This is a genomic window from Caulobacter sp. GW821-FHT12F03 (genome assembly GCF_058806855.1).
This window is the reverse complement of record NZ_JBXAQC010000009.1, coordinates 45,870-70,261: the sequence shown is the minus strand read 5'-3', so window position 1 is coordinate 70,261 and position 24,392 is coordinate 45,870. Positions and strand designations below refer to the sequence as shown.

The following is a 24,392-nucleotide window of genomic DNA, read 5'->3' as shown; positions in this document are numbered from 1 at the left end:
ATGCCCCGCGCCACGTTCACCCCGCTGACCCCGACCATCGGCGCCCTGGTCGAAGGCGTCGACCTGTCGCGGCCGCTCGATCCGGAACAGCTGGCCGACATCGAGGCGGCCCTGCTGCGTCACCAGGTGATCTTCTTCGAAAACCAGCGCCTTACTCCGGTGCAGCACCGCGACTTCGCCGCCCGGTTCGGGGCCCTGCACACCCACCCGCTCTATCCGGGCGTGGCCGAGGCGCCGGAGCTGTTCACGCTCGACAACCACCGGGACAATCCGACCGACAACGACAGCTGGCATACCGACGTCACCTTCATCCAGACGCCGCCGAAGGCCGCCGTCCTGCACGCCCATCTGCTGCCGCCGTATGGCGGGGACACGATCTGGTCGAACATGCGCGCGGCGTTCGAGGCCCTGTCCCCGTCGCTGCGGGACTTTCTCACCGGTCTGGACGCGGTCCACGACTTCGCCCGCGGCTTCCCGGCCGACGGCGTGGTCGCCCGGGCGGCCGGGGCGGAGAAGCACGCCCGGGCCGTGGCGGCCAATCCGCCCGTGATTCATCCCGTCGTGCGGACCCATCCGGAGACGGGCGCGGACGGCCTTTTCGTCAATGTCACCTTCACCGACCGCATCGTGGGCCTCAACCGGAAGGAGAGCGACGCGATCCTCGGCCTGCTCTTCGAGCACATCCAGAAGCCGGAATTCCTCGTCCGCTGGCGCTGGAGCGAGAACGCCGTCGCCTTCTGGGACAACCGCGTGACGCAGCATTACGCGGTCAACGACTACCTTCCCGCCCGGCGGGTCATGGTGCGGGCGACGATCCTCGGCGACCGGCCCTGGCACGCCTCCCGTCGCCCGCCCGAAACGCTCGCCGCCGAATAGGGCCGCCCGCGCTCACATCCGCGTTACAATCTGGACGGGTGCGAAGGAGAACATATTGCCAACCGGAACAAAGCGTGATCAAAGTTCGTCCGTGGGCCGCGCGGCCCGACAGAATCGTGGAATAAGGACGGCTCCCATGAACCAGGCGGCTTTGAGACTCGTGACACGCGACGAAGGTGACAAGCAGCGCGCGCTCGAAGCGGCGCTGACGCAGATCGATCGGGCTTTCGGCAAGGGCTCCGTTATGCGGCTCGGCTCCAAGAGCAAGATCGAGGTCGAGGCGGTGCCCACGGGCTCGCTCGGCCTGGACATCGCGCTGGGCATCGGCGGCCTGCCCAAGGGGCGGGTGGTCGAGATCTACGGTCCGGAAAGCTCGGGCAAGACGACCCTGGCCCTGCATGTGGTGGCCGAGGTCCAGAAGGCCGGCGGCACGGCGGCCTTCGTCGACGCCGAGCACGCGCTGGATCCGCAGTACGCCCGCAAGCTGGGCGTCAATCTGGACGACCTGCTGGTGTCCCAGCCGGACACCGGCGAGCAGGCGCTGGAGATCACCGACACCCTCGTGCGCTCGAACGCCGTCGACGTGATCGTCATCGACTCCGTGGCGGCCCTGACGCCGCGCGCGGAAATCGAAGGCGAGATGGGCGACAGCCTGCCGGGCCTGCAGGCCCGCCTGATGAGCCAGGCGCTGCGCAAGCTGACCGCCTCGATCTCCAAGGCCGGCACCCTGGTCATCTTCATCAACCAGATCCGCATGAAGATCGGCGTGATGTACGGCAGCCCGGAGACGACGACGGGCGGCAACGCGCTGAAGTTCTACGCCTCGGTGCGCCTCGACATCCGCCGCACCGGCTCGGTCAAGATCCGCGACGAGATCGTCGGCAACAACGTCCGGGTCAAGGTGGTCAAGAACAAGGTCGCCCCGCCGTTCCGCGAGGTCGAGTTCGACATCATGTACGGCGAGGGCATCTCCAAGCTGGGCGAGATCATCGACCTGGGCGTCAAGGCCGGCGTCATCGACAAGTCGGGCTCCTGGTTCTCCTTCGGCGACCAGCGCATCGGCCAGGGCCGCGACAACGTTCGCGAGTTCCTCAAGAAGAACGCCGACATCGCCGGCCAGATCGAGGCGGCCGTGCGCGGCAAGTCCGAGATCATCGAGGAAGAGCTGCTGGTCGGTCCCAGCGAAGGGGACGACGTCGACTAGGCTTCGGCGACCGCTTTCACGGCGCGCCTCTCCGCGCCGGGCGTTTGCCCACCCGCCGCCCGCGTGGCCCCGCGGGGCTCACCGTGAATGAAGGACGTCCGGCGCCACCGCCGGGCGTCCTTTTTCGTTGAGGCGCGCCCGTCTGCCGCGGGATGGCGTCGTCGGCTCCACCGGGGCTGGCCGCAACCTGCCCAACTGACCGCAAAACCCGCCTCGCGCGCCCTTTTCCTTTGTCGCGCGAGCGGCCCTTGGCTAAGGAGCCGGTTCCATTCCACACCGGCGAGGGGGCGGCGCCCCGACCCGACAGCGACCTGGCCGTACGATGAAGAGTCTCAACGACATCCGCAGCAGCTTCCTGGGCTATTTCGGGAGCCACGGACACGCCGTCACGCCCTCGGCCCCGCTGGTGCCGCAGAACGATCCTACCCTGCTGTTCGTCAACGCCGGCATGGTGCCGTTCAAGAACGTCTTCACCGGCGCCGAGACCCCGCCCGCGCCGCGCGCCGCCTCGTCGCAGAAGTGCGTCCGGGCCGGCGGCAAGCACAACGACCTCGACAACGTCGGCTACACCGCGCGCCACCACACCTTCTTCGAGATGCTCGGCAACTTCTCGTTCGGCGACTACTTCAAGGAAGAGGCGATCACCCACGCCTGGACCCTGCTGACCCGCGACTTCGCCCTGCCGAAGGACAAGCTGCTGGTCACGGTCTACCACACCGACGACGAGGCGGCGGCGCTGTGGGGCAAGATCGCCGGCCTGTCCGACGACCGGATCATCCGCATCCCGACCAGCGACAATTTCTGGTCGATGGGCGACACCGGACCCTGCGGCCCGTGCTCGGAAATCTTCTACGACCACGGCGACCAGGTCTGGGGCGGCCCGCCGGGCAGCGCCGAGGAGGACGGCGACCGGTTCATCGAGATCTGGAACCTGGTGTTCATGCAGTTCGAGCAGCACGCCGACGGCTCGCGCACCAGCCTGCCCAAGCCCTCGATCGACACCGGCATGGGCCTGGAGCGCATCGCCGCGGTGATGCAGGGCGTGCACAACAACTACGACGTCGACCTGTTCCGCACCCTGATCGCCGCCTCGGAAGAGGCCACCGGCGTCAAGGCCGTGGGCGACCAGGCCCCGTCGCACCGGGTCATCGCCGACCACCTGCGCACCTCGTCCTTCCTGATCGCCGACGGCGTCACCCCCTCCAACGAGGGCCGCGGCTATGTGCTGCGCCGGATCATGCGCCGCGCCATGCGTCACGCCCACCTGCTGGGCGCGAACGAGCCGCTGATGCACCGCCTGGCCCCGACCCTGGTGGCGGAGATGGGCGAGGCCTATCCCGAGCTGCGCCGCGCCCAGCCGGCCATCGTCGAGACCCTGCGCCAGGAGGAGGAGCGGTTCCGCCGCACCCTCGGCCGCGGCATGATCCTGCTCGACGAGGCGACGGCCGGCCTGACCGCCGGCGGCGTCCTGCCCGGCGACGTGGCCTTCAAGCTGCACGACACCTACGGCTTCCCGCTCGACCTGACCCAGGACGCGGTCCGGGCGCTCGAGCTGACCGTCGACACCGCCGAATTCGACCGGCTGATGGCCGAACAGCGCGGCAAGTCCGAGGGTCTCAAGGGGACCGGTCAGCAGGTCGCCCAGGCGCAGTGGTTCACCCTGCGCGACCGCCTCGGCCAGACCGTGTTCACGGGCTATGACGGCGTCGACGGGACCGGCGAAACCCTCGCCCTGGTCCGGGACGGCGCCGAGACCGACAGCGCGGCTGCCGGCGACGCGGTCCAGGCCCTGTTCGACCGCACCCCCTTCTACGCCGAGAGCGGCGGCCAGGCCGGCGACGTCGGCCTGGTCGAATGGCCCGGCGGGTCGGCCAAGGTCACTGACGTCCAGAAGCAGGCCGGCGACCTGCACGTGCACCACCTGGAGATCCTCTCCGGCGTGCTGAAGGCCGGCGAGGCCGTGTCGCTGCATGTCGACCCGGCCAACCGCACGACGACCCGCGCCAACCACTCGGCCGCCCACCTGCTGCACGCGGCGCTGCGCAACGTGCTCGGCGAGCACGTGACCCAGAAGGGCCAGCTGGTCGACGGCGAACGCCTGCGCTTCGACTTCAGCCACGGCGGCCCGCTGACCGCCGAGGAGCTGGCGCGCATCGAGGACGAGGTGAACGCCGTCGTGCTGCAGAACCGCGCGGCCGAGACGAAGATGATGGCCCCCCAGCAGGCCATCGAGGCCGGCGCCATGGCGCTGTTCGGCGAGAAGTACGGCGACGAGGTCCGTGTCCTGACCCTGGGCGAGAGCCTGGCCGGGCAGGGCGCCTATTCGGTCGAACTGTGCGGCGGCACCCATGTCGCCCGCACCGGCGATATCGGCCTGTTCAAGATCGTCGCCGAACAGGGCATCGCCGCCGGCGTGCGCCGCATCGAGGGCCTGACGGGCCTCGCCGCCCGCCGCTGGCTGCAGGACCAGGCCAATGTCGCCCGCGACCTGGCCGACCGCTTCAAGGTTCCGGTGCTTGAGGTCGGCGTGCGCGTCGACGCGCTTGAGGCGCAGCGCCGCAAGCTGGAGAAGGATCTCGCCGAGGCGAAGAAGGCCCTCGCCATGGGCGGCGGCGGCGCCGGCCCGGTGGCGGCCGAGGACGTCGGCGGCGTGGCCTTCATCGGCAAGGTGCTAGACGGAGTCGGCGGCAAGGAGCTGCGCGGCCTGGCCGAGGAATTCCGCAAGCAGGCGGGCGTGGTGGCCATCGTCGGCACGGCCGACGGCAAGGCCGCCGTGGCCGTGGCCGTCGCCCCCGAGCTGACCGGCCGCTTCAACGCCGCTGAACTGGCCAAGGCCGCCGTGATCGCCATGGGCGGCCAGGGCGCCGGCGGCAAACCCGACTTCGCCCAGGGCGGCGCCCCCGACGACAGCAAGGCCGCCGACGGCGTGGCGGCGGTGCGGGCGGCGCTCTCCTAGCCTTCCTCTCCGCGAAGCGGGGAGGGGGACCGCCCGGAGGGCGGTGGAGGGGCGGCGCGACAGGCGCGGCCCTATCCTGAATTCCGGTCTTTCCGGCGGCTCCGGCGCCGCCCCCTCCACCATGCACCGCATGGCCCCCTCCCCACGGCGTGGGGAGGAATGAGGACTTCCGAGACGTATATTCCCGGGACAAACCGCGACATCCCGCGACTCCCGCCCCCGCCGTCACTCCCGCGACAGGCGAGCGCGGCTTGCCAACCGGGCCACATTGCGTGCTCTGTTAGCGGCCACAGTTAACGGGCAGGCCTCATGCGGTTCGACCTCTTCAAGATTGCCGTCACGGCGGCGCTGATCTTCGGCCTGGCCTTCGCCAGCGCGCCCTATTTCGCGTTCCGCGCGCTGCGGGCGGCCACGGCGGCGGAGGACGTCCAGGCGACGGCCGATCTCGTCGACTTCCCGGCGGTGCGCAAAAGCCTGACGGCGCAGCTGTCGCCCGACCCGGCCACCGCCAATGTCGAGCCGCCGTCGATCTGGCAGGACCCGCTGGGCGCCCTCAAGCGGGCCATCGAGCCGCTGGCGCCGCCGGAGCCGAAGGTCGACCGCTACCTGACCCTGCCCGGCCTGTCGGCCCTGACCCGCGGCTACAAGCCGGGCCACGCGCCGCCGCCGGCCACCGGCGTCGAACCGATGGACGTGAAGATCAAGGCGGCGATGAAGGGCCCCTGGCCGACCGTGCCCTACTGGGACCCCAACCGCGCCCGCATCGCCGTCAAACGGCCGGGCGAGGAGAGCAAGGTGACGATGTTCACCTTCGAGCGCCGCGCGCTGTTCACCTGGAAGCTGGTGCATGTGCAGCTGCCGGAGGGGGAACGGTAGAGGTCGCCAAGGGCCAGGGACCAGGGGCTAGGCGCTAGGGGCTAGGGGCTAGGGGCTAGGGGCTAGGGGCTAGTAAGGCGCGCCTGCCGCCGCCGCCTCACTCAACTAACCCCTAAACCCTAGCCCCTAAACCCTCGCCTCCTCCTGCCACCGTCCTGTCAGCATCCACCCCCGCAGTTCTTGTTTCGTTCCCGTCGCCGCAATAGCGTGGATCTCTCAAACGGGAGGCTCCACCATGATCGGATACGTCACCATCGGCGCGCTGCACGTCGAGAAATCGCTGCCCTTCTGGGACGCGGTGTTCGCGCCCATTGGCTACGAGCGCGGCTTCTTCAGCAACGGCTGGGCCGGCTACGGTCCGAAGGGCGAAGCCCAGAACACCTACATCTGCCCGCCGTTCGACGGCCAGCCGGCGCGCGGCGGCAACGGCATCATGGTCGCCTTCCTCGCGCCGTCGGTCGAGGCGGTGCAGGCCGCCCACGCCGCCGGCCTGGCGGCCGGCGGAACCGACGAGGGCGGTCCCGGCCCGCGGCCTGAAGACTCGAAGGACTTCTACGGCGCCTATCTGCGCGACGAGGCCGGCAACAAGATCTGCCTGTTCGCGCGCGGGCCGTTCTGAGTCCGCCACAGTCCGGCAAATGCGCGTCCCCGATCCGAAAGAAGACTTGACCCGCCCCGTCCGGTTCCGAAGGAACGAGGCGGGATCGGGGACGGCATGGCGAGCGCATCGCGCATCATCGGAAGGTTGGCCGGCGCGCTGTGCGGGCTGGTGACGGCCTGCGCCGCCTGGCCGTCGGCGGCGGCCGATCCATTCGAGCCGAAGTCGGTTCGCTGGGAAGAGGACTACGCCTGGCTCCGCTCGCCCGCGACGCCGCCGGTCGGACTGGAGCGGCTGAAGTTCCTGCCTCTGACGGCTGATCGCGGCGCCTGGCTGTCCCTCGGCGGCGAGGCCCGCCAGCGCCTCGATTCGGTTGACCAGGGCCAGCTCGGCCTCGGCGCGGCCGACCACTACGAAACGGCCCAGACGCGGCTCTACCTTCACGCCGACGCGCACCTTGGGCCATCGTTGCGCGTCTTCGGGCAGTTGAGTTACGCCGACGAGGGCGGTCGCCGGCCACGCGACCGGAGTTTCGACGAGAGCGGTCCCGACGTGCAGCAGTTGTTCGTCGACCTGACGCCGTCACCGGCCCTGCGGCTGCGGATCGGCCGGCAGGAGCTGCCGCTCGGCGACCAGCGGCTGTCCGAGGTGCGCGAAACCTACGATCTGCGGCGCAGCTTCGACGGGGTCCGGGTCGACCTGGCCGCGGGCCGGTCCACGCTGACCCTGTTCGAGGCCAATCCCGTGCTCAACGCCCCGGACGCCTTCGATGATCGGCGCCAGTCCGGAGAGACGTTCCGAGGCGTCTACTTCGCGACTCCATTGCAGCGGATGGCGGGCGGCCTTGATCTGTTCTGGCTCGGCCGGGACCGCCAGCGGTCGGTCTACACCGACGGTGTCGCCGCCGAGCGCCGGGAAACCTTCGGTGGGCGCCTGCACGGCGCGCCGGGCGCGTTCGACTACAACCTCTATCTCGTCGGCCAGACCGGCCGGTTCGGGGCGGCGCCGATCCGGGCCTGGGCCGGCAGTCTGGACGCCGGCTGGACCGCCCAGGCCTGGCCCTGGACGCCGCGACTGGGCCTGCGCCTCGATGTGGCCAGCGGCGATGCGCGCAAGGGTGACGGCCGGATGGGCAGCTTCGACGCGCCCTATCCCAATACCTCCTACCTCTCGACCAGCAGCGCCTACTGGCCTGGCAACGCCTGGTCCGTGTTTCCGCTGGTCAGTTTCCATCCACGCCCGACGGTCGGCTTTTCCGTGGGCGGGCAGGTCATGGGCCGCATGTCGGACCAGGACGGCTTCTACTATTCGGCCCAGAACCCGCTGGCGCTGGTTCCGGGGGATCACGGCGTGATGATGAAGCAGGTCTATCTGCGGGCGCGCTGGCAGCCGACGCGGAACTGGACGCTGTCCGGCACCGCCATCCGGCAGATGGCCGGGGCCACGGTGCGGGCGGTCGGCGGTCGGGATTCGACGATCGTGTCGATGTCGGCCGGCTGGAAGTTCTAGAGCGTGAAGCGGTTCCGCCCCGTCCCCGCGCGGGCGGGGAGGGGCGGATGCCGGATCAGGCGGCCATCGCCGCCTTGAGGTTCTCGTCGACCTTGTCGAGGAAGCCCTCGGTGGTCAGCCAGGCCTGCTTGTCGCCGACCAGCAGCGCCAGGTCCTTGGTCATGAAGCCCGACTCGACGGTGTCGACGCAGACCTTCTCCAGGGTCCGGGCGAACTTGATCAGTTCGGCGTTGCCGTCGAGCTTGCCGCGGTGCTCGAGGCCGCGGGTCCAGGCGAAGATCGAGGCGATCGAGTTGGTCGAGGTCGACTCGCCCTTCTGGTGCTGGCGGTAGTGGCGGGTGACGGTGCCGTGGGCGGCTTCCGCCTCCATGGTCTTGCCGTCGGGCGTGACCAGCACCGAGGTCATCAGGCCCAGCGAGCCGAAGCCCTGGGCGACGATGTCGGACTGCACGTCGCCGTCGTAGTTCTTGCAGGCCCAGACGTAGCCGCCCGACCACTTGAGCGCCGAGGCGACCATGTCGTCGATCAGGCGGTGCTCGTAGGTCAGGCCGGCGGCCTTGAACTTGTCGGCGTAGTCGGCGTCGAACACTTCCTGGAACAGGTCCTTGAAGCGGCCGTCATAGGCCTTGAGGATGGTGTTCTTGGTCGACAGGTAGACCGGATAGTTGCGCGCCAGGCCATAGCCGAACGAGGCGTGGGCGAAGTCGCGGATCGAGTCGTCGAGGTTGTACATGCCCATGGCCACGCCGGCCGACGGGGCGTCGAACACCTCGTGCTCGATGACGGCGCCGTCTTCGCCGACGAACTTGATCGTCAGCTTGCCCTTGCCGGGGAAGCGGAAGTCGGTGGCCTTGTACTGGTCGCCGAAGGCGTGACGGCCGACGATGATCGGCTGGGTCCAGCCGGGCACGAGGCGCGGCACGTTCTGACAGATGATCGGCTCGCGGAATATCACGCCGCCCAGGATGTTGCGGATCGTGCCGTTGGGGCTCTTCCACATCTTCTTCAGGCCGAACTCCTCGACCCGCTGCTCGTCCGGGGTGATGGTCGCGCACTTCACGGCCACGCCGTGGCGCTTGGTCGCCTCGGCGGCGTCGATCGTCACCTGGTCGTTGGTGGCGTCGCGGTGCTCGATGGAGAGGTCGTAGTAGTCCAGTTCAAGGTCGAGGTAGGGGAAGATCAGCTTGTCCTTGATGAGCTTCCAGATGATGCGGGTCATCTCATCGCCGTCCATGTCGACGACAGGATTGGCGACCTTGATCTTGGCCATGGGGATGTTTCTCCGTTGGGCGCGCTTCTGCAGGAAAAGCGGCGGCGCACAGGGCCCCCGCGAGCGCGAGCCGGAGGGCTATAGCGCCAGACGCGCGGGGGAGCAAACAGGCCCGAAGCGGGTCAACGGCCTGTTCAGGTCTCTCCGTTAAGCCTTCTCCTCCAGAGGAAGGCCCAAGGGTCCATGTCGATTGTCGCCAAACCGCTGGCGCGGAAGCTGCTGGCCATCGTGGTCGTGTTGTCCATCGCCGTCACCGGCCTGGCGACAGCGGCGACGTTCGCCTTCGTGCAGAAGGCGTCGATGGCGCGCCAGATCCGCAACGTCCAGCTCTATGTGAAGGAACGGACCAACACCGAGGACCGTCTGTTCTCGGATCTGGTCAAGGTTCACACCGATGCGACCCAGGCCCTGATGCGTCGCCTGGACCGGCTCTCCGGCGCCGAAGTCGACGCCCGTTTCGACCGCCTGTTCCCGTTGAAGGCGGACGGCACGCGGCGCAGCGCGCCGGCCCTGTTCGACGGGGCGACCCGGAGCGACGGGGCCTACATGTACGGCATGGGCGCGTTCATCGCCGACGGCCGCCACATGACCCGTGAGGAAAAGGCGCTGTTCATCGCCTCGCTGCAGGTCGTGTCCCTCGCGGGCGAGGCCCAGCACTCGCGCTACGACAACTTCTACATGTTCACCCCGACCAACCGGATGGTGATGTACGGGCCTGATCGCGACGACCGGCTGCTCTACTATCGCCAGGAGGCCCCGGCGTCGCTCGACTTCCGCAAGGAGGAAATGACCGAGCTGACGCGCCCGCGGAGCAACCCGGCGCGGGTGATGAAATGCACCAAGCTGCGCAAGCTGATGAGCGACCCGACCGGCCGGGCGCTGACCACGGCCTGCATGACGCCGATCGATATCGACGGCGTGCATGTCGGGGCCTGGGGCACGACGGTGACCCTCGATTCCTACCTGATGGCCGCCATCGGCGAGTCCGTCCAGGGCGGCGAGAACATGATCGTGTCGGCCGACGGCGAGCTGATCGCCGCGCCGGGTCTTGGCAAGGGCGGCGTCGTGTCGCCGGCCGAACTCGGCCGCGAGCAGGCGCGCCGCAACATCAAGCCCCTGGTGCAGAGCATCCGGGCCCGCGACGGCGCGTCCGGCGTGTTCCAGTCCGGCGAGCGCGTCATCGCCTACGGCCACCTCAAGGAGCCGGACTGGTATTTCGTGATGAGCCTGCCGACGTCGGAGATCGCCTGGTCGGCGGCCCGCACGGCCTCCTGGGTTCTGCTGTTCGGCCTGATCGGCATCGTCGTCCAGGCGCTGCTGCTGTACCGCTTCATCCACCACGAGGTGGTCGATCCGCTGGTCACCCTGTCCGCCGCCCACGCGCGCGGCGGCGCGGCGACCGCGCCGGCGGTCGAGGCGCGGCGGGACGAGATCGGCGGCCTCGCCCGCATGCTCCGCGACCAGCGCGCCGACAATGACGAGCTGTTCCGCTCGCTGGAGGACCGGGTCGCGGCCCGCACGGCGGAGCTGGAACGGGCCAATCGGGCCAAGTCGACCTTCCTGGCCAACATGTCCCACGAGCTGCGCACGCCGCTGAACGGGGTCATCGCCCTGACCGACCAGCTGGCGGAGACGGCGGACCAGACCCGCCGCCGGGAGCTGGCCGGTCTCGTCTCGTCCTCGGGCCGCCTGCTGGAGCAGGTGCTCAGCGACATCCTCGACGTGTCCAAGATCGAGGCCGGCCAGTTCCGGCTGTCGCCGGCGCCGTTCGAGCTGGAAGCGACAGTCGCGGCCATGGCCGACCTGCATCGCGCCTCGGCCCAGGCCAAGGGCCTGACCCTGACCTGGCGGATCGCCGAGTCGGCGCGCGGCGTGTGGATGGGCGACAGCGGCCGGATCGCGCAGATCCTCAGCAACCTGCTGGGCAACGCCGTGAAGTTCACCGATCGCGGCGGCGTCTCGCTGACCGTCGACCGCGACGGCGAGCGGCTGCGGTTCACGGTCAGCGACACGGGGGTCGGATTCGACGCCGAGGCGCGGGAACGGCTGTTCCGCCGGTTTGAACAGGCCGACGATTCAATCACCCGCCGGTTCGGCGGCACGGGCCTGGGTCTGTCGATCTGTTCGGCCCTGACCGGCATGATGGGCGGCGAGATCGACGCGACCGCCGTGCCGGGCCAGGGCGCCGTCTTCACGGTCCTGCTGCCGTTGCCGCGCGCGGAACTGGCCGCCGCCGAGGACAGCGCCGATCCGGCGGACGGCGTCAGTCTCGAAGGCCTGCGCGTGCTGGCCGCCGAGGATCATCCGACCAACCAGAAGGTGCTGCAGATCGTCCTGGAGCCGTTCGGCGTGGACCTGACCATCGTCGGCAACGGCGAGGAGGCGGTCGCGGCCTTCGCCCGGGGCGGCTTCGACGCGGTGCTGATGGACATGCAGATGCCGGTCATGGACGGCCTGACCGCGACCCGCCTGATCCGCGCGCAGGAGGTGGCCGCGGGCGCCGCGCCGAGCCTGATCATCATGCTGACCGCCAATGCGATGGACGAGCATGTCGAAGCGGCCCGCCAGGCCGGCGCCGACCTGCATGTGGCCAAGCCGCTCCGTCCGGCGCAGCTGTTCGCCGCCCTGTCGACGGCCCGTCTGCCGAAGGGCGCCGCCAGCGCGGCCGCCTAGCCCGCCGCCTTCACGATCACCCGCATCACGTCGGCGAAGGCTTTCTGCTGCGCCGCCTCGTCCTGCGGCGTCGCCACGAGGAAGACGATCAACGAGTATTTCCGGCCGTCCTTCAGGGTGAGGATGCCGATGTCGCCGACCAGCGGGGTGAGGCCCAGGTCGGTCGCCGCGACGCCGGACTTGTGCGCCAGTCGTCCGCCGGGGGGCAGGCCGGCCCCCAGGAGATCGGGTCCGAACCGGGTTTCACCCATCATCCGCAGCAGCAGCGCGGTGCTGCCCGGCGAGATCAGCTCGCCCAGCGAGAGCTTGCGCAGGAAGGTCAGACCGCCGCTGGCGGTCATGGTGTCGCGCGGATCGGCCAGATAGCGCGCGGTGGCCGCCCGGCGGACGGGCTCGGGCACGGTGTTGCGGGCCGCCTCGAAGGCCGGCCAGCCCTTCCAGGCGAGACGGAACGACGGCATGCCGTAGATCTCGGGCTGCAGTTCGCGCTCGTAGCGGTCGATGCGGATTTCGTTGATCCCGCGACCGCGCAGCCAGGCCGTCACCGCGCCGGGCCCGCCGATCCGGCGCATCAGCACGTCGGCGGCGGTGTTGTCGCTGTCGCTAACCGTGCGCGCCAGCAGGTCGCGGACGGTGTAGGTCGTGACCGTCGGCCAGGCGTCGGCCACCGGGCTGTGGGCCGGGGAAATATCCGGCGCCGCGAGGGTGATGGTCTCGTCGAGCGACAGCCGGCCGTGGTCGACCTCGGCCAGCACCGCGGCGGCCAGCGGCGCCTTGAACACGCTCTGCATCGGAAAGGCCTTGTCGCCGTTCCAGGCCCACATCTCGCCGCCCTCGAGATTCTGGACGGCCACTTCCATCATCGCGGGCTGGGCGCGGGCGGCGATCTCGCCGATCTCCTGGTCCAGGATCGCGGCGTCGAGCGGTGGCGAGGTCGCCTCGACGCCCTGGGATTTCGGCCCGCAGGCGGCGAGCGTCAGGGCGGCGATCAGGGCGAGGGCGCGATACATGGCGGGAAGTCTAACGCCTTGCCGCCGCGAATGGGCGCGCCGGGATGATTTCTTTTCTGCTATCTGCCCGGCCCTTCGATAAAACAGCCGGGTCGCCCGCGCGGTCCGAATTGGAAGCCCACCGTGAACCCACCCGTCGTCATCCTCAATGAACCCCAGCTGGCCGAGAACATCGGCGCCGTGGCGCGGGTGATGGCCAACTTCGGACTGGCCGACCTGCGGCTGGTGCGGCCCCGGGACGGCTGGCCCCAGGAGCGCGCCTGGCCGTCGGCCTCCGGCGCCGACTGGCCGCTGGACAACGCCAGGGTCTTCGACCGGCTTGAGGACGCCATCGCCGACCTCAAGCTGGTCTACGCCACGACGGCGCGGTCGCGCGGCACCCAGCTGCCGGTGCTGACGCCGCGCGAGGCGGCCGCCAGGCTGCATGCCGCCGTCGACGCCGGCGAGGGCGTGGGCCTGCTGTTCGGCGGCGAACGGGCCGGGCTGGAGACCGACGACATCGCCCTGTGCCACGGCATCGTGACCATCCCGGTGGATGAGCGGTTCCGCTCGCTGAACCTGTCGCAGGCCGTGGCGCTCAACGCCTACGAATGGCGCCTCGGCGTCGCCGACCGGCCGCGCGAGGCCTTCGCGGTCAATGTCGACGGACCCGCCGAGATGTCCGTGGTGGTCGGCCTCTACGAACAGCTGGAGAGCGAACTCGACAACGCCGGGTTTTTCCATCCGCCGGAGAAGCGGCCGTCGATGGTCCGCAACCTGCGTATTTCACTCGGCCGCTCGCGGCTGACCGACCAGGAGGTCCGCACCTGGCGCGGCGTGGTGACCGCCCTGTCGAAGGGCCGCGGCCGGGTGCTCGAAAAGCTTGCGCGCCAGAAGGCCGCCGCTAAGACCGAAGCCAAGGACTGACAGAACCATCGGGAGGCTCTCATGGACCGCAGGACGCTGCTTCTGGGCGCGGGCGCGATCGGACTGGGCGCCGCCCTTCCGGCCCACGCGGCCGACGACGACCGGACCGTCGCCCGCGACGCCTGGTTCTACGCCCTGCCGCTGATCGAGATGGCCACCACCCGGGCGCGCGGCCTGGCCGCCGGCGGCCGGATCAACAGCTTCGCCCCCGTCCGGGGTCTGGCCGACTACACCAGCCGGTTCGTGACGACGCCCAACAACGACACCCTCTATTCGTCCGGCTGGATCGACCTGACCAGGGGGCCGGTGACCCTGACCGTGCCGGCGATGGGCGCCCGCTACTGGTCGGTCGCCGTGATGGACATGTTCACCAACAACAACGTCGTGCTGGGCTCGCGTACGGTCGGCGGCGACGGCGGCGTCTTCACCCTGGTCGGGCCGGGCGAGGATGCTTATCCGGACAACGCCATCCAGGTCGCGACGCCGCACGCCTGGGTGCTGGCGCGGGTGCTGGTCGATGGCCCGGATGATGTGCCAGCGGTGCAGGTCCTGCTCAAGGCGCTGACCCTGACGGGCCCGACGAATGCGACGCCGGTTCCGGCCTACGCCGGGCGGGCCGCGCCGGCGGACGACTATTTCGCCAGCGCCCGGGCGCTGCTGGCCAGCGATCCGGCGCCGATGACCGACCTGAGGCTGTTGCGCCGGGCGACGGCCATTCTCGGGCCGAAGGCGGGGCCGTTGTCGGAGGGCGCGAAGGCCGGGGTCGCTGAGGCCCAGACCCTGGCGAAGACCGCCTTCGCCCGCCAGACCTATATCCAGGGCTGGAGCTATCCCAAGGCCGACCTCGGCGACTTCGGCCAGGACTACCTCTATCGCGCGGCCGTGGCCCTTGGCGGCCTGGGCGCCCTGCCGGTGGCCGAGGCGATGTACATGCGCGCCCAGGGCGACGGGCAGGGGCTGTTCACCGGCGATGGCCTGTTTCGCCTAACGCTTCCGGCGCAGCTGCCGGTCGACGGCTTCTGGTCGCTGTCGATGTACGAGGCGACGGCCGACGGTCAGTTCTTCTTCACCGACAATCCGCTGAACCGCTACGCCGTCGGCGACCGGACGCGCGGGCTGACGCGCAACGTCGACGGTTCGCTGGATATCTGGATCGGCCGAACGGACCCCGGCGGCGCGCGCAGCGCCAACTGGTTGCCGGCGCCCGGGACGGGGCCCTACGCGATGTTCCTGCGCACCTATCTGCCGCGGGCCGAACTGCTCGACGGCCGCTGGCGCGTGCCGGCGATCGTGGCGGCCTGACCGACCGCCCTGAGTCCGTCATCGTCCGGCTTGTCCGGGCCGCCCAGGAACACGGTGGTCGCCGTAACGGACGGACGAGGCAGCGCCCCGCCTGTCCAGTCGGCGTGCCTGGATGGCACGGACAAGTCGGGCCATGACGGCGGGGGGCGGCTGACATCCTGATCGCGCTGGCTATAGTCCCCGCGTCCAAACAGGAGTCGCCCGATGAAGACCCGCGCCGCCGTCGCGTTCGAAGCCAAGAAGCCGCTGGAGATCGTCGAGGTCGACCTGGAAGGTCCCCGCGCCGGCGAGGTGCTGGTCGAGATCAAGGCCACGGGCATCTGCCACACCGACGCCTATACCCTCGACGGCCTCGACAGCGAGGGCATCTTCCCCTCGATCCTCGGCCATGAGGGCGCGGGCGTGGTGCTGGAAGTGGGCGCCGGCGTGACCAGCGTGGTCCCCGGCGATCATGTGATCCCGCTCTACACGCCCGAATGCCGGCAGTGCAAAAGCTGCCTCAGCCGCAAGACCAACCTCTGCACCGCCATCCGCGCCACCCAGGGCAAGGGCCAGATGCCGGACGGCACCAGCCGCTTCTCCTACAAGGGCCAGCAGATCGCCCACTACATGGGCTGCTCGACCTTCGCCAATCACACGGTGCTGCCCGAGATCGCCCTGGCCAAGATCCGCAAGGACGCTCCGTTCGACAAGGCCTGCTACATCGGCTGCGGCGTGACCACGGGCGTCGGCGCGGTGACCAACACGGCCAAGGTCGAGCCGGGCGCCAACTGCATCGTCTTCGGCCTCGGCGGCATCGGCCTGAACGTCATCCAGGGCCTGAAGCTGGTCGGCGCCGACATGATCATCGGCGTGGACATCAACCCGGACCGCGAGGCCTGGGGCCGCAAGTTCGGCATGACCCACTTCGTCAATCCCAAGGACGTCAGCGGCGACATCGTCGCCCATCTGGTGGCCCTGACCGACGGCGGCGCCGACTACACCTTCGACGCCACCGGCAATGTCACGGTCATGCGCCAGGCGCTGGAGGCCTGCCATCGCGGCTGGGGCGAGAGCATCATCATCGGCGTGGCCGAGGCCGGCCGCGAGATCGCCACCCGCCCGTTCCAGCTGGTCACCGGCCGGGTCTGGAAGGGCACGGCCTTCGGCGGCGCCCGCGGCCGCACCGACGTGCCGCAGATCGTCGACTGGTACATGGACGGCAAGATCCAGATCGACCCGATGATCACCCACACCATGCCGCTGGAAGACATCAACAAGGCCTTCGACCTGATGCACGCAGGCGAGAGCATCCGGTCGGTGGTGGTTTTCTAGTCGATCCTCCAAGCCCACTCATCCCGGCCCCCCGGGTCGCGCGGTGCGCGCGCCCGAGGATGAACTCCGACCGGGACCCAGGCTTTTTCTGGAAAACGCGGCGCGAGCCAAACCAAGCACATACAAACCTGGGTCCCGGCCTTCGCCGGGATGAGCGGAAGTTGAAATGGTCGAAATCCTCTCCACCCACCGCACGTTCGACGGGACGCTGCACTATTGCCGCCACCAGAGCGCGGCGACCGGCACGCCGATGCGGTTCACGATCTTCCTGCCGCCGGGCGAGGGCCCGTTTCCGTTGCTGGTCTGGCTGTCGGGCCTGACCTGCACGGAGGAGAACTTCACCACCAAGGGCGGGGCCTACGGCGCGGCCGCGGCGCTCGGCCTGGCCATCGTCGCGCCGGACACCAGCCCGCGCGGCGAGGAGGTCGCCGATCATCCGGACTACGACTTCGGCAAGGGCGCCGGCTTCTATGTCGACGCGACGGAACAGCCGTGGGCGCCGCACTTCACGATGGAGACCTACATCGTCCGCGACCTGCTCGAGGCGGTGCACGGCGCCTTCCCGGTCGACGCGGGCCGTCGCGCGATCAGCGGCCATTCCATGGGCGGCCACGGGGCGCTGACCCTGGCGCTGAAATATCCCGATCTGTTCCGCTCGGTCGGGGCGTTCGCGCCGATCTGCTCGCCGACGCGCTGCCCCTGGGGGCAGAGGGCCTTCACCGGTTACCTCGGCAGTGACGAGACGACCTGGACCGGACATGACGCCACCCGCCTGATCGAGGCCGGCGCCGCGAAAGGCCGCTACGACGACATCCTGGTGGAGCAGGGGACCGCCGACCCGTGGCTGGTCGAACAGCTGAAGCCGGAACTGCTTGAAGCCGCCTGCGACGCCGCCGGCCAGTCGCTGACGGTCCTGCGCCACGAGGGCTACGACCACGGCTACTTCTTCGTCGCGACCTTCATCGCCGACCACCTGGCCTGGCATCGGGAAAGGCTGGAGTAGCGTTCCGACAATGCTCCCCGCTCGCGGGGAGCTATCACGCGGAGCGTGACTGAGGGGCAGCGCCGGCGTCAGAGGTTCGAGCCAAAACGCGAGCGCTCACCATCTCCAGCGCTGACCCCTCCACCATGCTCCGCATGGTCCCCCTCCCCGCAAGCGGGGAGGGAGGAGGATCTAGATCCCCGCCCCGAGATCGACGAACACCTCCTGCAGCGACGGTCCGACGATCGCATCCTCGGCCAGCCGGTGGGCCAGGCCGTCGACCTGGGCGGTGATCTCGGGGACGGCGGTGATTTCCCACCAGGCGGGACGGGTCAGGGGGCCGAGCGCATAAAGCCAGGTCGAGACCTCGCCACGCGCGCCGAGCACGGCGCAGTCGGCCGTCTCCAGCCCCAGCCCCAGATCATCCGGCGCGATCAGACCCCTGCGCGCGAGGTCGGCGTAAAGCGGGACCTCCAGCCCGTGCAGGTCGCTGCGGGGGCCGGTGCAGTTGATCACCTTCGCCACGGTCAGAGTCTCAGCGCGGTCGCCGCCGCGCGGGTGCAGAGTCACCGCCACGGCCTCGCCGGCCGGCGTCCAGTCGCGGGTGCGGGCGGCCCGGACGACGAGCTGGCCGGACGCCATCAGCGCCGCGATCCGTTCCGCAATGCGCGGGGCCATGCGGTGGCGGTGGACGTCCCAGCGCGGCCGCTGGTGGCGCAGGAACTGGCGCTTCTGGGCCGCCGTCCAGCTCGACCAGATGCGGGCGATGACCGGCCGGACGGCGTCGATCACCCGCTGCCAGGGCTGGCCGGCCGCCTCGGCGCGTTTCACCTCGGCGCGGATGGCCGCCGACAGGGTCAGGGGGCTGGCCGGCAGCAGGGGCGCGAGGAACGGCTCCCAGTGGCCGCCGTAGCGGTGGGCGCCCGGCAGCAGCCCGCGCCGCGAAACCGCCAGCATCGGTCCGCGATGACCCTCCTCGGCCAGCTTCAGGGCGATGTCGACCATGGTCAGGCCTGTGCCGAGCAGCAGCACCGGCGCGTCCGGGTCGATCCCGGCCAGGGCGTCGGCCGCCCAGGGATCGGCGGCGAAGGCGGCGCTGTCGCGCAGCCAGCTGTCGGCCGGCAGGGGCGGGCGGGGCGGCAGGTTGCCGGTGGCCAGCACGATGGTGTCGGCCTCGATCTCGCGACCGTCGGACAGCACCAGTCCACGCCGGGGCGGATCCAGCAGCCGCACGGCCTCGCCGCGCAGGACGGTCAGGCCGGGGCCGTTGTCGGTCACGCGGGCGGCGGCGACCTGCTGCTGCAGGTACTGGCCCCACAGCTCGCGCGGCGAGAAGGCGGCGCTCATCTCCCCACCACTCTCGGCCAGGGTCTCGGCCATCTCCGTCCGCCCGGCCAGCCAGTCGCCGTAGGCTGGGCTGAGGCCCGCCTCCATGCGGGCGACCGGCACATTGAGCAGGTGCGAGGGCGCGCAAGCGCCATAGGCCAGGCCGCGTCCCGGCCGGCTCGACGTCTCGACCAGCACCACGCGCCAGTCGGGCCGCAGCGCGACCAGCTTCAGCGCCAGCAGCGAGCCGCTGAACCCGCCGCCGACGATGGCGAGGGTCCGGCGGGCAGGAGGAGTGTCGAACGCCATCGGCCCTCTGGGGTCGCGCAACTTGCCGTAGGGGCATCTAACGGCAGTTGGCGAGTCGGGGGGAGGGGTAGCGCCTCGCCGGCCTCCAAAAGTTGACTCGCCGGCCCCGCTTCGTCATAAGCGCGCCTTCCCACGCCACCGGCTTGCCGGCTGGCGCCGGGATTCCATGACGGGTGACACGAAGCCGCCGTTGAGATCGCGCCTCCACTTTCGGGGGAGCCGGCCCGGGTCGAACTGAAAAGAGCTACATATGTCCAAGCGCCATAGCGCCAAGTACAAGATCGACCGCCGGATGGGCGAAAACATCTGGGGCCGTCCGAAGTCCCCGGTGAACACCCGCTCCTACGGCCCCGGCCAGCACGGCCAGCGCCGCAAGTCCAAGGTCTCCGATTTCGGCCTGCAGCTGCGCGCCAAGCAGAAGCTGAAGGGCTACTACGGCAACCTGACCGAAAAGCAGTTCAGCCGCACCTACACCGAAGCCGCGCGCCGCAAGGGCAACACGGCCGAGAACCTGGTCGGCCTGCTGGAAGCCCGTCTCGACGCGGTCGTCTACCGCGCCAAGTTCGTGCCGACCGTCTTCGCCGCCCGTCAGTTCGTCAACCACGGCCACGTGCTGGTGAACGGCAAGCGCGTCAACATCGCCTCCTACCGCGTGAAGGCCGGCGACGTCGTCAGCGTCCGCGAAAAGTCGCGCAACATGGCCCTCGTGCTCGAAGCCCTCAGCTCGGGCGAGCGCGACACCCCCGACTACATCACCGTGGACGCCCGCCACATGGCGGCGACCTTCGTCCGCGCCCCGGAACTGGCCGAAGTGCCCTATCCGGTGAAGATGGAGCCGAACCTGGTCGTCGAATTCTACGCCTCCTAAGGCCTGAACCGACCCAAGGCATTGCGAAGGGCCCCGGAGCGATCCGGGGCCCTTTTGCTATGGCGCGGCCGGGAGCCCGTACTCCCAGTCATAGGGCGCGCCGGTGTCACCCAGGATGAACCGGACCAGCGCGGGGAAGGCCGTTTCGGCGCGGACGTCGTTGCTGAGCAGTACGACGCAGCGCCGGCTGCGCTCGATACAGACCCAGGTATTGGCGGTGGTGTCGTTGTGGCCGCCCTTGAAGAAGCCCGGCCCCTGCGGGCCCTTGAAGGTCACCACGCCGAGCCCCGCCGCCAGGTCCGGCCGCCGTTCGGCGACCGGCCGCTCCGGCAACAGGCTCGGGAACTGTTGCCGCGTGGTGATCGGCAGCCAGCCGGTGGTCATGGCCTTGCGAGAGGTCTTCGACAGGCCCTCACCCCGCACCATGCCGGCCGCGAACCGGGCGAAGTCGTTGATGGTGGTGTCCATCGAGCCCGCGGCGCGGACCCGGCCGCGCTCGTCGTGTGGCTCGACCTTGCCGTGCATGTCCCAGCCGTCGGCCAGGTTCCCGGCGAAATCCGGCCGCCAGGTCATGCTGGTTCGCGTCATGCCGAAGCGGTCGAACACCCGGGTCTGCATCGCCGGGCCGACCGGAATGTCCAGGCCCTCTTCCAGCACGAACTGCATCAGGATGATCCCGTCGCCCGAATAGGCGTAGCGCGATCCCGGCTCGAAATGGATGTGCAGCCTCTGGTCGGGCTCCAGCCAGGAAAAGTTCGCGAAGCCCGCGCTGTGCGTCAGCAGGATGCGCGGGGTGATCTTCCGCCAGCGGTCGTCGCCCGCCAGGGTGTTCCACGGCGCGTAGCGTTCGTCGGGGTCGTCGTAGTCGGTCAGAGGCCTGGGCAGGTCGGCGGCGATCGATCGGTCCAGATCGACGCGACCCTCGTCGACCAGGCTCAGGACCGTCCAGGCGAACACCGCCTTGGTCAGGGAGGCGCCGTACATGATGGTGTCCGGCGTCAGCGGGTCGCCGGCCGCGTTGCGTCTACCGTAGGCCTGGACGTAGCGGACCTGACCGCCGTCGATCACCGCGACCGCCAGGCCCTGGGCGCCGGTGTCGGTCATGACCCTGGCGACCTCGGCGTCGATCGCCGCCGGTGGGGGAAGGGCGGGCCGGGCCAGGGCCGGTGTCGCCAGCAGCAGGGCGGTGAGGGTGAGGGCGGTTCGGATCACGGCGCGCTTCCAGTGGGAAGGCCAGCCTAGACAAGTCCGGCGCCGGCGTCTTTGGTGACAAGATGAACCGCCGCGCCGTCCTCATCGCCGGAACCCTGCTGCTCAGCGGCTGCGCCACGCTGCGGCCCGCGGCGCCGGTCGGGGCGGGGTTCGAACTGCTCGAGCCGCTCTATGCCGCCTCCGCCGGCCGGGACGCCCTGGCCATCCGCGTCGCCTCGAACGGCTGCACGACGAAGGCGGACTTCGCCGTCTATGTCGAGAAGACCCCGGCCGGGCCGCGCGTGGCGTTCGGGCGCAGGACGGTCGACCGTTGCCGGTCCTTCGCCCAGGGCCAGATCGAACTGACCTTCACCTGGTCGGAGCTGGGGCTCGATGGCCGGACGCCGGTGTTCGTGGCCAATCCGCTGGTGGCCTGGACAGGGCCGGGCGGCCTCTGACGGTGACGGGGACAGGACAAGCAGTCCCAAGGGACAGCTTGGCCAGTCCCGGCCTAGATGAACATCTCTTCCATCCACGCCGGGACACGGGCGGGACGTTTGGTGACGGCGTCGACGAGCACCCATTCGGAGCGGGTCTGGGCGCACATCTCGCCGTCGGGGCCGTCGATGCGCACGAAGCGGTCGAAGCGCGGGCCGCGCCGCTCGCCGACCCAGGTGCGGCCGGTCGCATGTTCGCCGGGCATCAGCGGCCGGCGGTAATCGATCTCGTGACGCAGCACGACCCAGGCCCAGTGCGCGGCCTCCTCGGCCGGCGCGCGCGAGCGCCAGTGGGCGATGGCGATATCCTGCACCCAGCCGAGATAGACCACGTTGTTTACATGGCCGTTCTCGTCGATGTCGGAGGGCTTCGGGATGAACGGCAGGGTGAAGACCTGCCGGTTTTCCGGGGGCGTAAGGAGCTTCATTCTGTCCGCCGGGACGCGCGGACCTAGGCGGTCAGCAGGCCCTGGGTTTCCAGCAGCGTCTTCAGTTCGCCGTCCTGGAACATCTCGCGGACGATGTCGCAGCCGCCGACGAACTCGCCCTTCACATAGACCTGCGGGATCGTCGGCCAGTCGCTGTAGAGCTTGATGCCGTCGCGCAGGACATCGCTCTGCAGCACGTCGACGCCGACGAAGTCGACGCCGAGGTGGTCGAGGATCTGCACGACCTGGGCGGAGAAACCGCAGCGCGGCTGTTCCGGCTCGCCCTTCATGAACACCACGACGGGATGCTCGGCCACGGTGCGGGCGATGAAATCGTGGGCGGGATTGGCGACAGCGGCGTCGGTCACGGCAGGGGCCTTTGGGCTTGAAACGTCAGCCTATCAGCTAGGCACGCGACCGGGCCCGGTCAAGTCCGGGCGGACTTGCGGCTGGCGTCGTCGGAGAAGCGGGCCATCTCGATCTGTGCCGCCACGCCGGTCGGCAGATCACGGTCGGGCACCTCGGCCAGCCGGATCAGCTGATCGACGCGGTCGACCTCGAACCGCACCGTGGTCACGGCCGGCTCGGTCAGGACATAGGCGAGGCAGATCTCCTCGGCGGTCCAGCCGGGCGTGTTCTCGAGGAAGCCGTAGCCGCCGACGCCGGCGAGCGGCTCGCGGCGGCGGCCCAGCAGCTGCGGCTTCTTGAACAGCACGGTCTTGGGCTGCATCGCCTCGGGCCAGACATTGCGGGCGATCACGGCCAGGCCGCGCTCGGCGGCGGACTTCAGGCGGTTGCGCTCGCGCCAGCCGGACACCGGGCTGTAGCAGGTGGTCAGGCAGTCGAAGGCGCCGCGCGCGATCAGCAGGTCGGTGTCCTCGTCGTCGCTGGTCAGTCCCCATGACCGCACCCAGCGCATCATCCGGATGCGCTCTAGCACCTCGGCGGCCGGCGGCGCGCTGTCGAAGTTGATCAGGTCGAGGTAGTCGAGGCCCGTGCGGGCCAGCAGCGCCTCGATCGTGTTGCCGGGCTCCGCCGGCAGGGCCACGGGGCGCCAGGCGATGAACAGCAGGTCGCGCTCAATCTCGGCGAAGGCGGCCGTAACCGCCTCGATCAGGGCCGGGGAGCCGCCGGCGATCTCGAAGCCGTTGACGCCATGGTCCATGGCCGTCGCGATCAGCGTCCGCCAGTCCCGCACCGAATGGCGCACCGCGCCGTCGAGCAGCAGGGAGACGGCCGAGACCACATGACCGGATTTGCCGTAGGGCCGATAGCGCATGCGTCAGCCGGCCGGGGCGGCGGTTTCGAGCGCCAGGGCGTGCAGGGCTCCGCCCAGCACATCGGCGAGCGCCTTGTTGACCAGCTGGTGCTGACGCACGCGGGGCAGGCCCGCGAAGGCGGCGGAGACGATGCGCGCCTTGTAGTGGTCGCCGTCGCCGGCCAGGTCGGTGATCTCGATTTCGGCGTCCGGGAAGGCCGTCCGCAGGCGGGATTCGAGGTCGACGGCGGTCATCGGCACGGGGGCGGTCTCCGGAAACAGTCCTTTCAATGCGCCATAATGCTTAACATCCGCTGGATGGCCGGACCGGGCGCTCGAATTGACGTGCGGCGGCGCGGGATCGGCGCCATGCTCACGCGTCCGTGATCGGAGAGCGCCATGAGAGTCCTGCTGGGTCTGTGTCTGGTGTTGGTTCTCGGCGGCTGCAACCGCGTGCACAGCGACCACCCGCTGTTCGTCACCGAGGCGACGGGGCCGGCGTTGCGCGACGGTGTCTGGGCCGTCCAGAACCATGACAATACCGCCTGCCGTTACGATGCGCGTCTGCCCGTGACCCGCTGGCCGGACTGCGCCGACTGGATGCTGCTGCGGGGTGGCGAAATCCTGGGTTACGACAAGCCCGGCAAGGGCGATGTCACCGGGACAGGGGAATGGACCAGCGTGCCGTTCGTGTTGTCCGCCGGCGACCCGCCCGTCCTGCAGGTGGCGACGACCGAAGACGGCAAGGTGGACTACCAGTTCTTCGGGGTTGAACAGACGGCGGGCGACGGCGCGGGCATCAAGGCCTTTACCGCCTGGCCCGTGATGTGCGGACCGCCGCCGCCGGAGGGCGCGATGACCGACGGCAAGCGGCGTTACGTGACGCTGCAGCCCCTGCCCGGGCTGACGGTGGTCGACGAGAGCAGCTGCAGGGCGACCGACGCCGCCGCCGTCCGCGCCGCCGCCGGTCCCAGCCGGGCCTGGGCGGCCGAGGAAGGTGTCGCGGCCCGCTGGATCCGCGACACCTATCCCTGATCCC

22 protein-coding genes are annotated in these 24,392 nt (G+C 69.9%); 14 read left to right on the top strand and 8 right to left on the bottom strand.

Annotated elements, in window-relative coordinates; all coding sequences use genetic code 11:
* The 6 genes from tauD to AC1RN0_RS17575 all read left to right on the top strand — a co-directional run bounded on the left by tauD (window position 1) and on the right by AC1RN0_RS17575 (window position 8,019).
* On the top strand, window positions 1-876 hold the full coding sequence (tauD, locus tag AC1RN0_RS17600) for a taurine dioxygenase (RefSeq protein WP_492788770.1): 876 nt from the start codon (window positions 1-3) through the stop codon (window positions 874-876).
* 136 nt (window positions 877-1,012) lie between these two features.
* Complete coding sequence (recA, locus tag AC1RN0_RS17595) at window positions 1,013-2,080, top strand: recombinase RecA (RefSeq protein WP_492788769.1); 1,068 nt, start codon at window positions 1,013-1,015, stop codon at window positions 2,078-2,080.
* Between the two features lie 322 nt (window positions 2,081-2,402).
* Window positions 2,403-5,036, top strand: coding sequence for an alanine--tRNA ligase (gene alaS, locus AC1RN0_RS17590; protein WP_492788768.1), 2,634 nt, complete (start codon window positions 2,403-2,405; stop codon window positions 5,034-5,036).
* Window positions 5,037-5,345: 309 nt separating this feature from the next.
* Window positions 5,346-5,912: a DUF2939 domain-containing protein gene (locus AC1RN0_RS17585; RefSeq protein WP_492788767.1), complete on the top strand. Its 567-nt coding sequence runs from the start codon at window positions 5,346-5,348 to the stop codon at window positions 5,910-5,912.
* Window positions 5,913-6,147: 235 nt separating this feature from the next.
* Window positions 6,148-6,531, top strand: coding sequence for a VOC family protein (locus tag AC1RN0_RS17580; protein ID WP_492788766.1), 384 nt, complete (start codon window positions 6,148-6,150; stop codon window positions 6,529-6,531).
* A gap of 96 nt (window positions 6,532-6,627) precedes the next feature.
* Complete coding sequence (locus AC1RN0_RS17575) at window positions 6,628-8,019, top strand: alginate export family protein (RefSeq protein WP_492788765.1); 1,392 nt, start codon at window positions 6,628-6,630, stop codon at window positions 8,017-8,019.
* A gap of 55 nt (window positions 8,020-8,074) precedes the next feature.
* Here AC1RN0_RS17575 and AC1RN0_RS17570 read toward each other — a convergent pair whose 3' ends face one another.
* Complete coding sequence (locus tag AC1RN0_RS17570) at window positions 8,075-9,289, bottom strand: NADP-dependent isocitrate dehydrogenase (protein ID WP_492788764.1); 1,215 nt, start codon at window positions 9,287-9,289, stop codon at window positions 8,075-8,077.
* Between the two features lie 183 nt (window positions 9,290-9,472).
* Here AC1RN0_RS17570 and AC1RN0_RS17565 point away from each other — a divergent pair, with 183 nt between their 5' ends.
* Entirely contained in the window at window positions 9,473-11,962 is a 2,490-nt protein-coding gene (locus tag AC1RN0_RS17565) for an ATP-binding protein (RefSeq protein ID WP_492788763.1), read from the top strand.
* On the opposite strand, the gene bla is transcribed toward AC1RN0_RS17565, so the two are convergent.
* Window positions 11,959-12,972 carry a class A beta-lactamase gene (gene bla / locus AC1RN0_RS17560; RefSeq protein WP_492788762.1) on the bottom strand — a complete coding sequence of 338 codons (1,014 nt, stop codon included), beginning with the start codon at window positions 12,970-12,972 and terminating at the stop codon, window positions 11,959-11,961. The two genes, AC1RN0_RS17565 and bla, sit on opposite strands and share 4 nt — an antisense overlap.
* A gap of 123 nt (window positions 12,973-13,095) precedes the next feature.
* On the opposite strand from bla, the gene AC1RN0_RS17555 reads away from it, so the two are divergent.
* From AC1RN0_RS17555 to fghA, 4 genes are all read left to right on the top strand, one after another.
* Window positions 13,096-13,878 carry an RNA methyltransferase gene (locus tag AC1RN0_RS17555; protein WP_492788761.1) on the top strand — a complete coding sequence of 261 codons (783 nt, stop codon included), beginning with the start codon at window positions 13,096-13,098 and terminating at the stop codon, window positions 13,876-13,878.
* Between the two features lie 21 nt (window positions 13,879-13,899).
* Window positions 13,900-15,180 (top strand): DUF1254 domain-containing protein, encoded by a 1,281-nt coding sequence (locus AC1RN0_RS17550; RefSeq protein WP_492788760.1) that lies wholly within the window; start codon window positions 13,900-13,902, stop codon window positions 15,178-15,180.
* Between the two features lie 204 nt (window positions 15,181-15,384).
* Complete coding sequence (locus tag AC1RN0_RS17545) at window positions 15,385-16,494, top strand: S-(hydroxymethyl)glutathione dehydrogenase/class III alcohol dehydrogenase (protein WP_492788759.1); 1,110 nt, start codon at window positions 15,385-15,387, stop codon at window positions 16,492-16,494.
* Window positions 16,495-16,660: 166 nt separating this feature from the next.
* The gene (gene fghA / locus AC1RN0_RS17540; protein WP_492788758.1) at window positions 16,661-17,497 is read left to right on the top strand and encodes an S-formylglutathione hydrolase; all 837 of its coding nucleotides are present in this window, start codon (window positions 16,661-16,663) and stop codon (window positions 17,495-17,497) included.
* A gap of 171 nt (window positions 17,498-17,668) precedes the next feature.
* On the opposite strand, the gene AC1RN0_RS17535 is transcribed toward fghA, so the two are convergent.
* Window positions 17,669-19,111 (bottom strand): FAD/NAD(P)-binding protein, encoded by a 1,443-nt coding sequence (locus AC1RN0_RS17535; RefSeq protein ID WP_492788757.1) that lies wholly within the window; start codon window positions 19,109-19,111, stop codon window positions 17,669-17,671.
* Window positions 19,112-19,361: 250 nt separating this feature from the next.
* Here AC1RN0_RS17535 and rpsD point away from each other — a divergent pair, with 250 nt between their 5' ends.
* Window positions 19,362-19,979 carry a 30S ribosomal protein S4 gene (gene rpsD, locus AC1RN0_RS17530; protein WP_492788756.1) on the top strand — a complete coding sequence of 206 codons (618 nt, stop codon included), beginning with the start codon at window positions 19,362-19,364 and terminating at the stop codon, window positions 19,977-19,979.
* A gap of 57 nt (window positions 19,980-20,036) precedes the next feature.
* Here the strand turns inward: rpsD and AC1RN0_RS17525 are convergent, their stop codons facing one another.
* On the bottom strand, window positions 20,037-21,191 hold the full coding sequence (locus AC1RN0_RS17525; protein WP_492788755.1) for a serine hydrolase domain-containing protein: 1,155 nt from the start codon (window positions 21,189-21,191) through the stop codon (window positions 20,037-20,039).
* Window positions 21,192-21,253: 62 nt separating this feature from the next.
* On the opposite strand from AC1RN0_RS17525, the gene AC1RN0_RS17520 reads away from it, so the two are divergent.
* Complete coding sequence (locus AC1RN0_RS17520; RefSeq protein ID WP_492788754.1) at window positions 21,254-21,628, top strand: hypothetical protein; 375 nt, start codon at window positions 21,254-21,256, stop codon at window positions 21,626-21,628.
* A gap of 53 nt (window positions 21,629-21,681) precedes the next feature.
* Here the strand turns inward: AC1RN0_RS17520 and AC1RN0_RS17515 are convergent, their stop codons facing one another.
* From AC1RN0_RS17515 to AC1RN0_RS17500, 4 genes are read right to left on the bottom strand one after another with little or no spacing between them, the layout of a single operon-like run.
* Entirely contained in the window at window positions 21,682-22,095 is a 414-nt protein-coding gene (locus AC1RN0_RS17515; RefSeq protein ID WP_492788753.1) for an acyl-CoA thioesterase, read from the bottom strand.
* Between the two features lie 23 nt (window positions 22,096-22,118).
* Entirely contained in the window at window positions 22,119-22,463 is a 345-nt protein-coding gene (gene grxD, locus AC1RN0_RS17510; RefSeq protein WP_492788752.1) for a Grx4 family monothiol glutaredoxin, read from the bottom strand.
* Between the two features lie 59 nt (window positions 22,464-22,522).
* Window positions 22,523-23,374 carry an aldo-keto reductase family protein gene (locus AC1RN0_RS17505; RefSeq protein ID WP_492788751.1) on the bottom strand — a complete coding sequence of 284 codons (852 nt, stop codon included), beginning with the start codon at window positions 23,372-23,374 and terminating at the stop codon, window positions 22,523-22,525.
* 3 nt (window positions 23,375-23,377) lie between these two features.
* Window positions 23,378-23,608, bottom strand: coding sequence for a BolA/IbaG family iron-sulfur metabolism protein (locus AC1RN0_RS17500; RefSeq protein ID WP_492788794.1), 231 nt, complete (start codon window positions 23,606-23,608; stop codon window positions 23,378-23,380).
* 144 nt (window positions 23,609-23,752) lie between these two features.
* On the opposite strand from AC1RN0_RS17500, the gene AC1RN0_RS17495 reads away from it, so the two are divergent.
* Window positions 23,753-24,388, top strand: a complete 636-nt coding sequence (locus AC1RN0_RS17495) for a hypothetical protein (protein ID WP_492788750.1) — start codon at window positions 23,753-23,755, stop codon at window positions 24,386-24,388.
* Window positions 24,389-24,392: the final 4 nt, after the last annotated feature.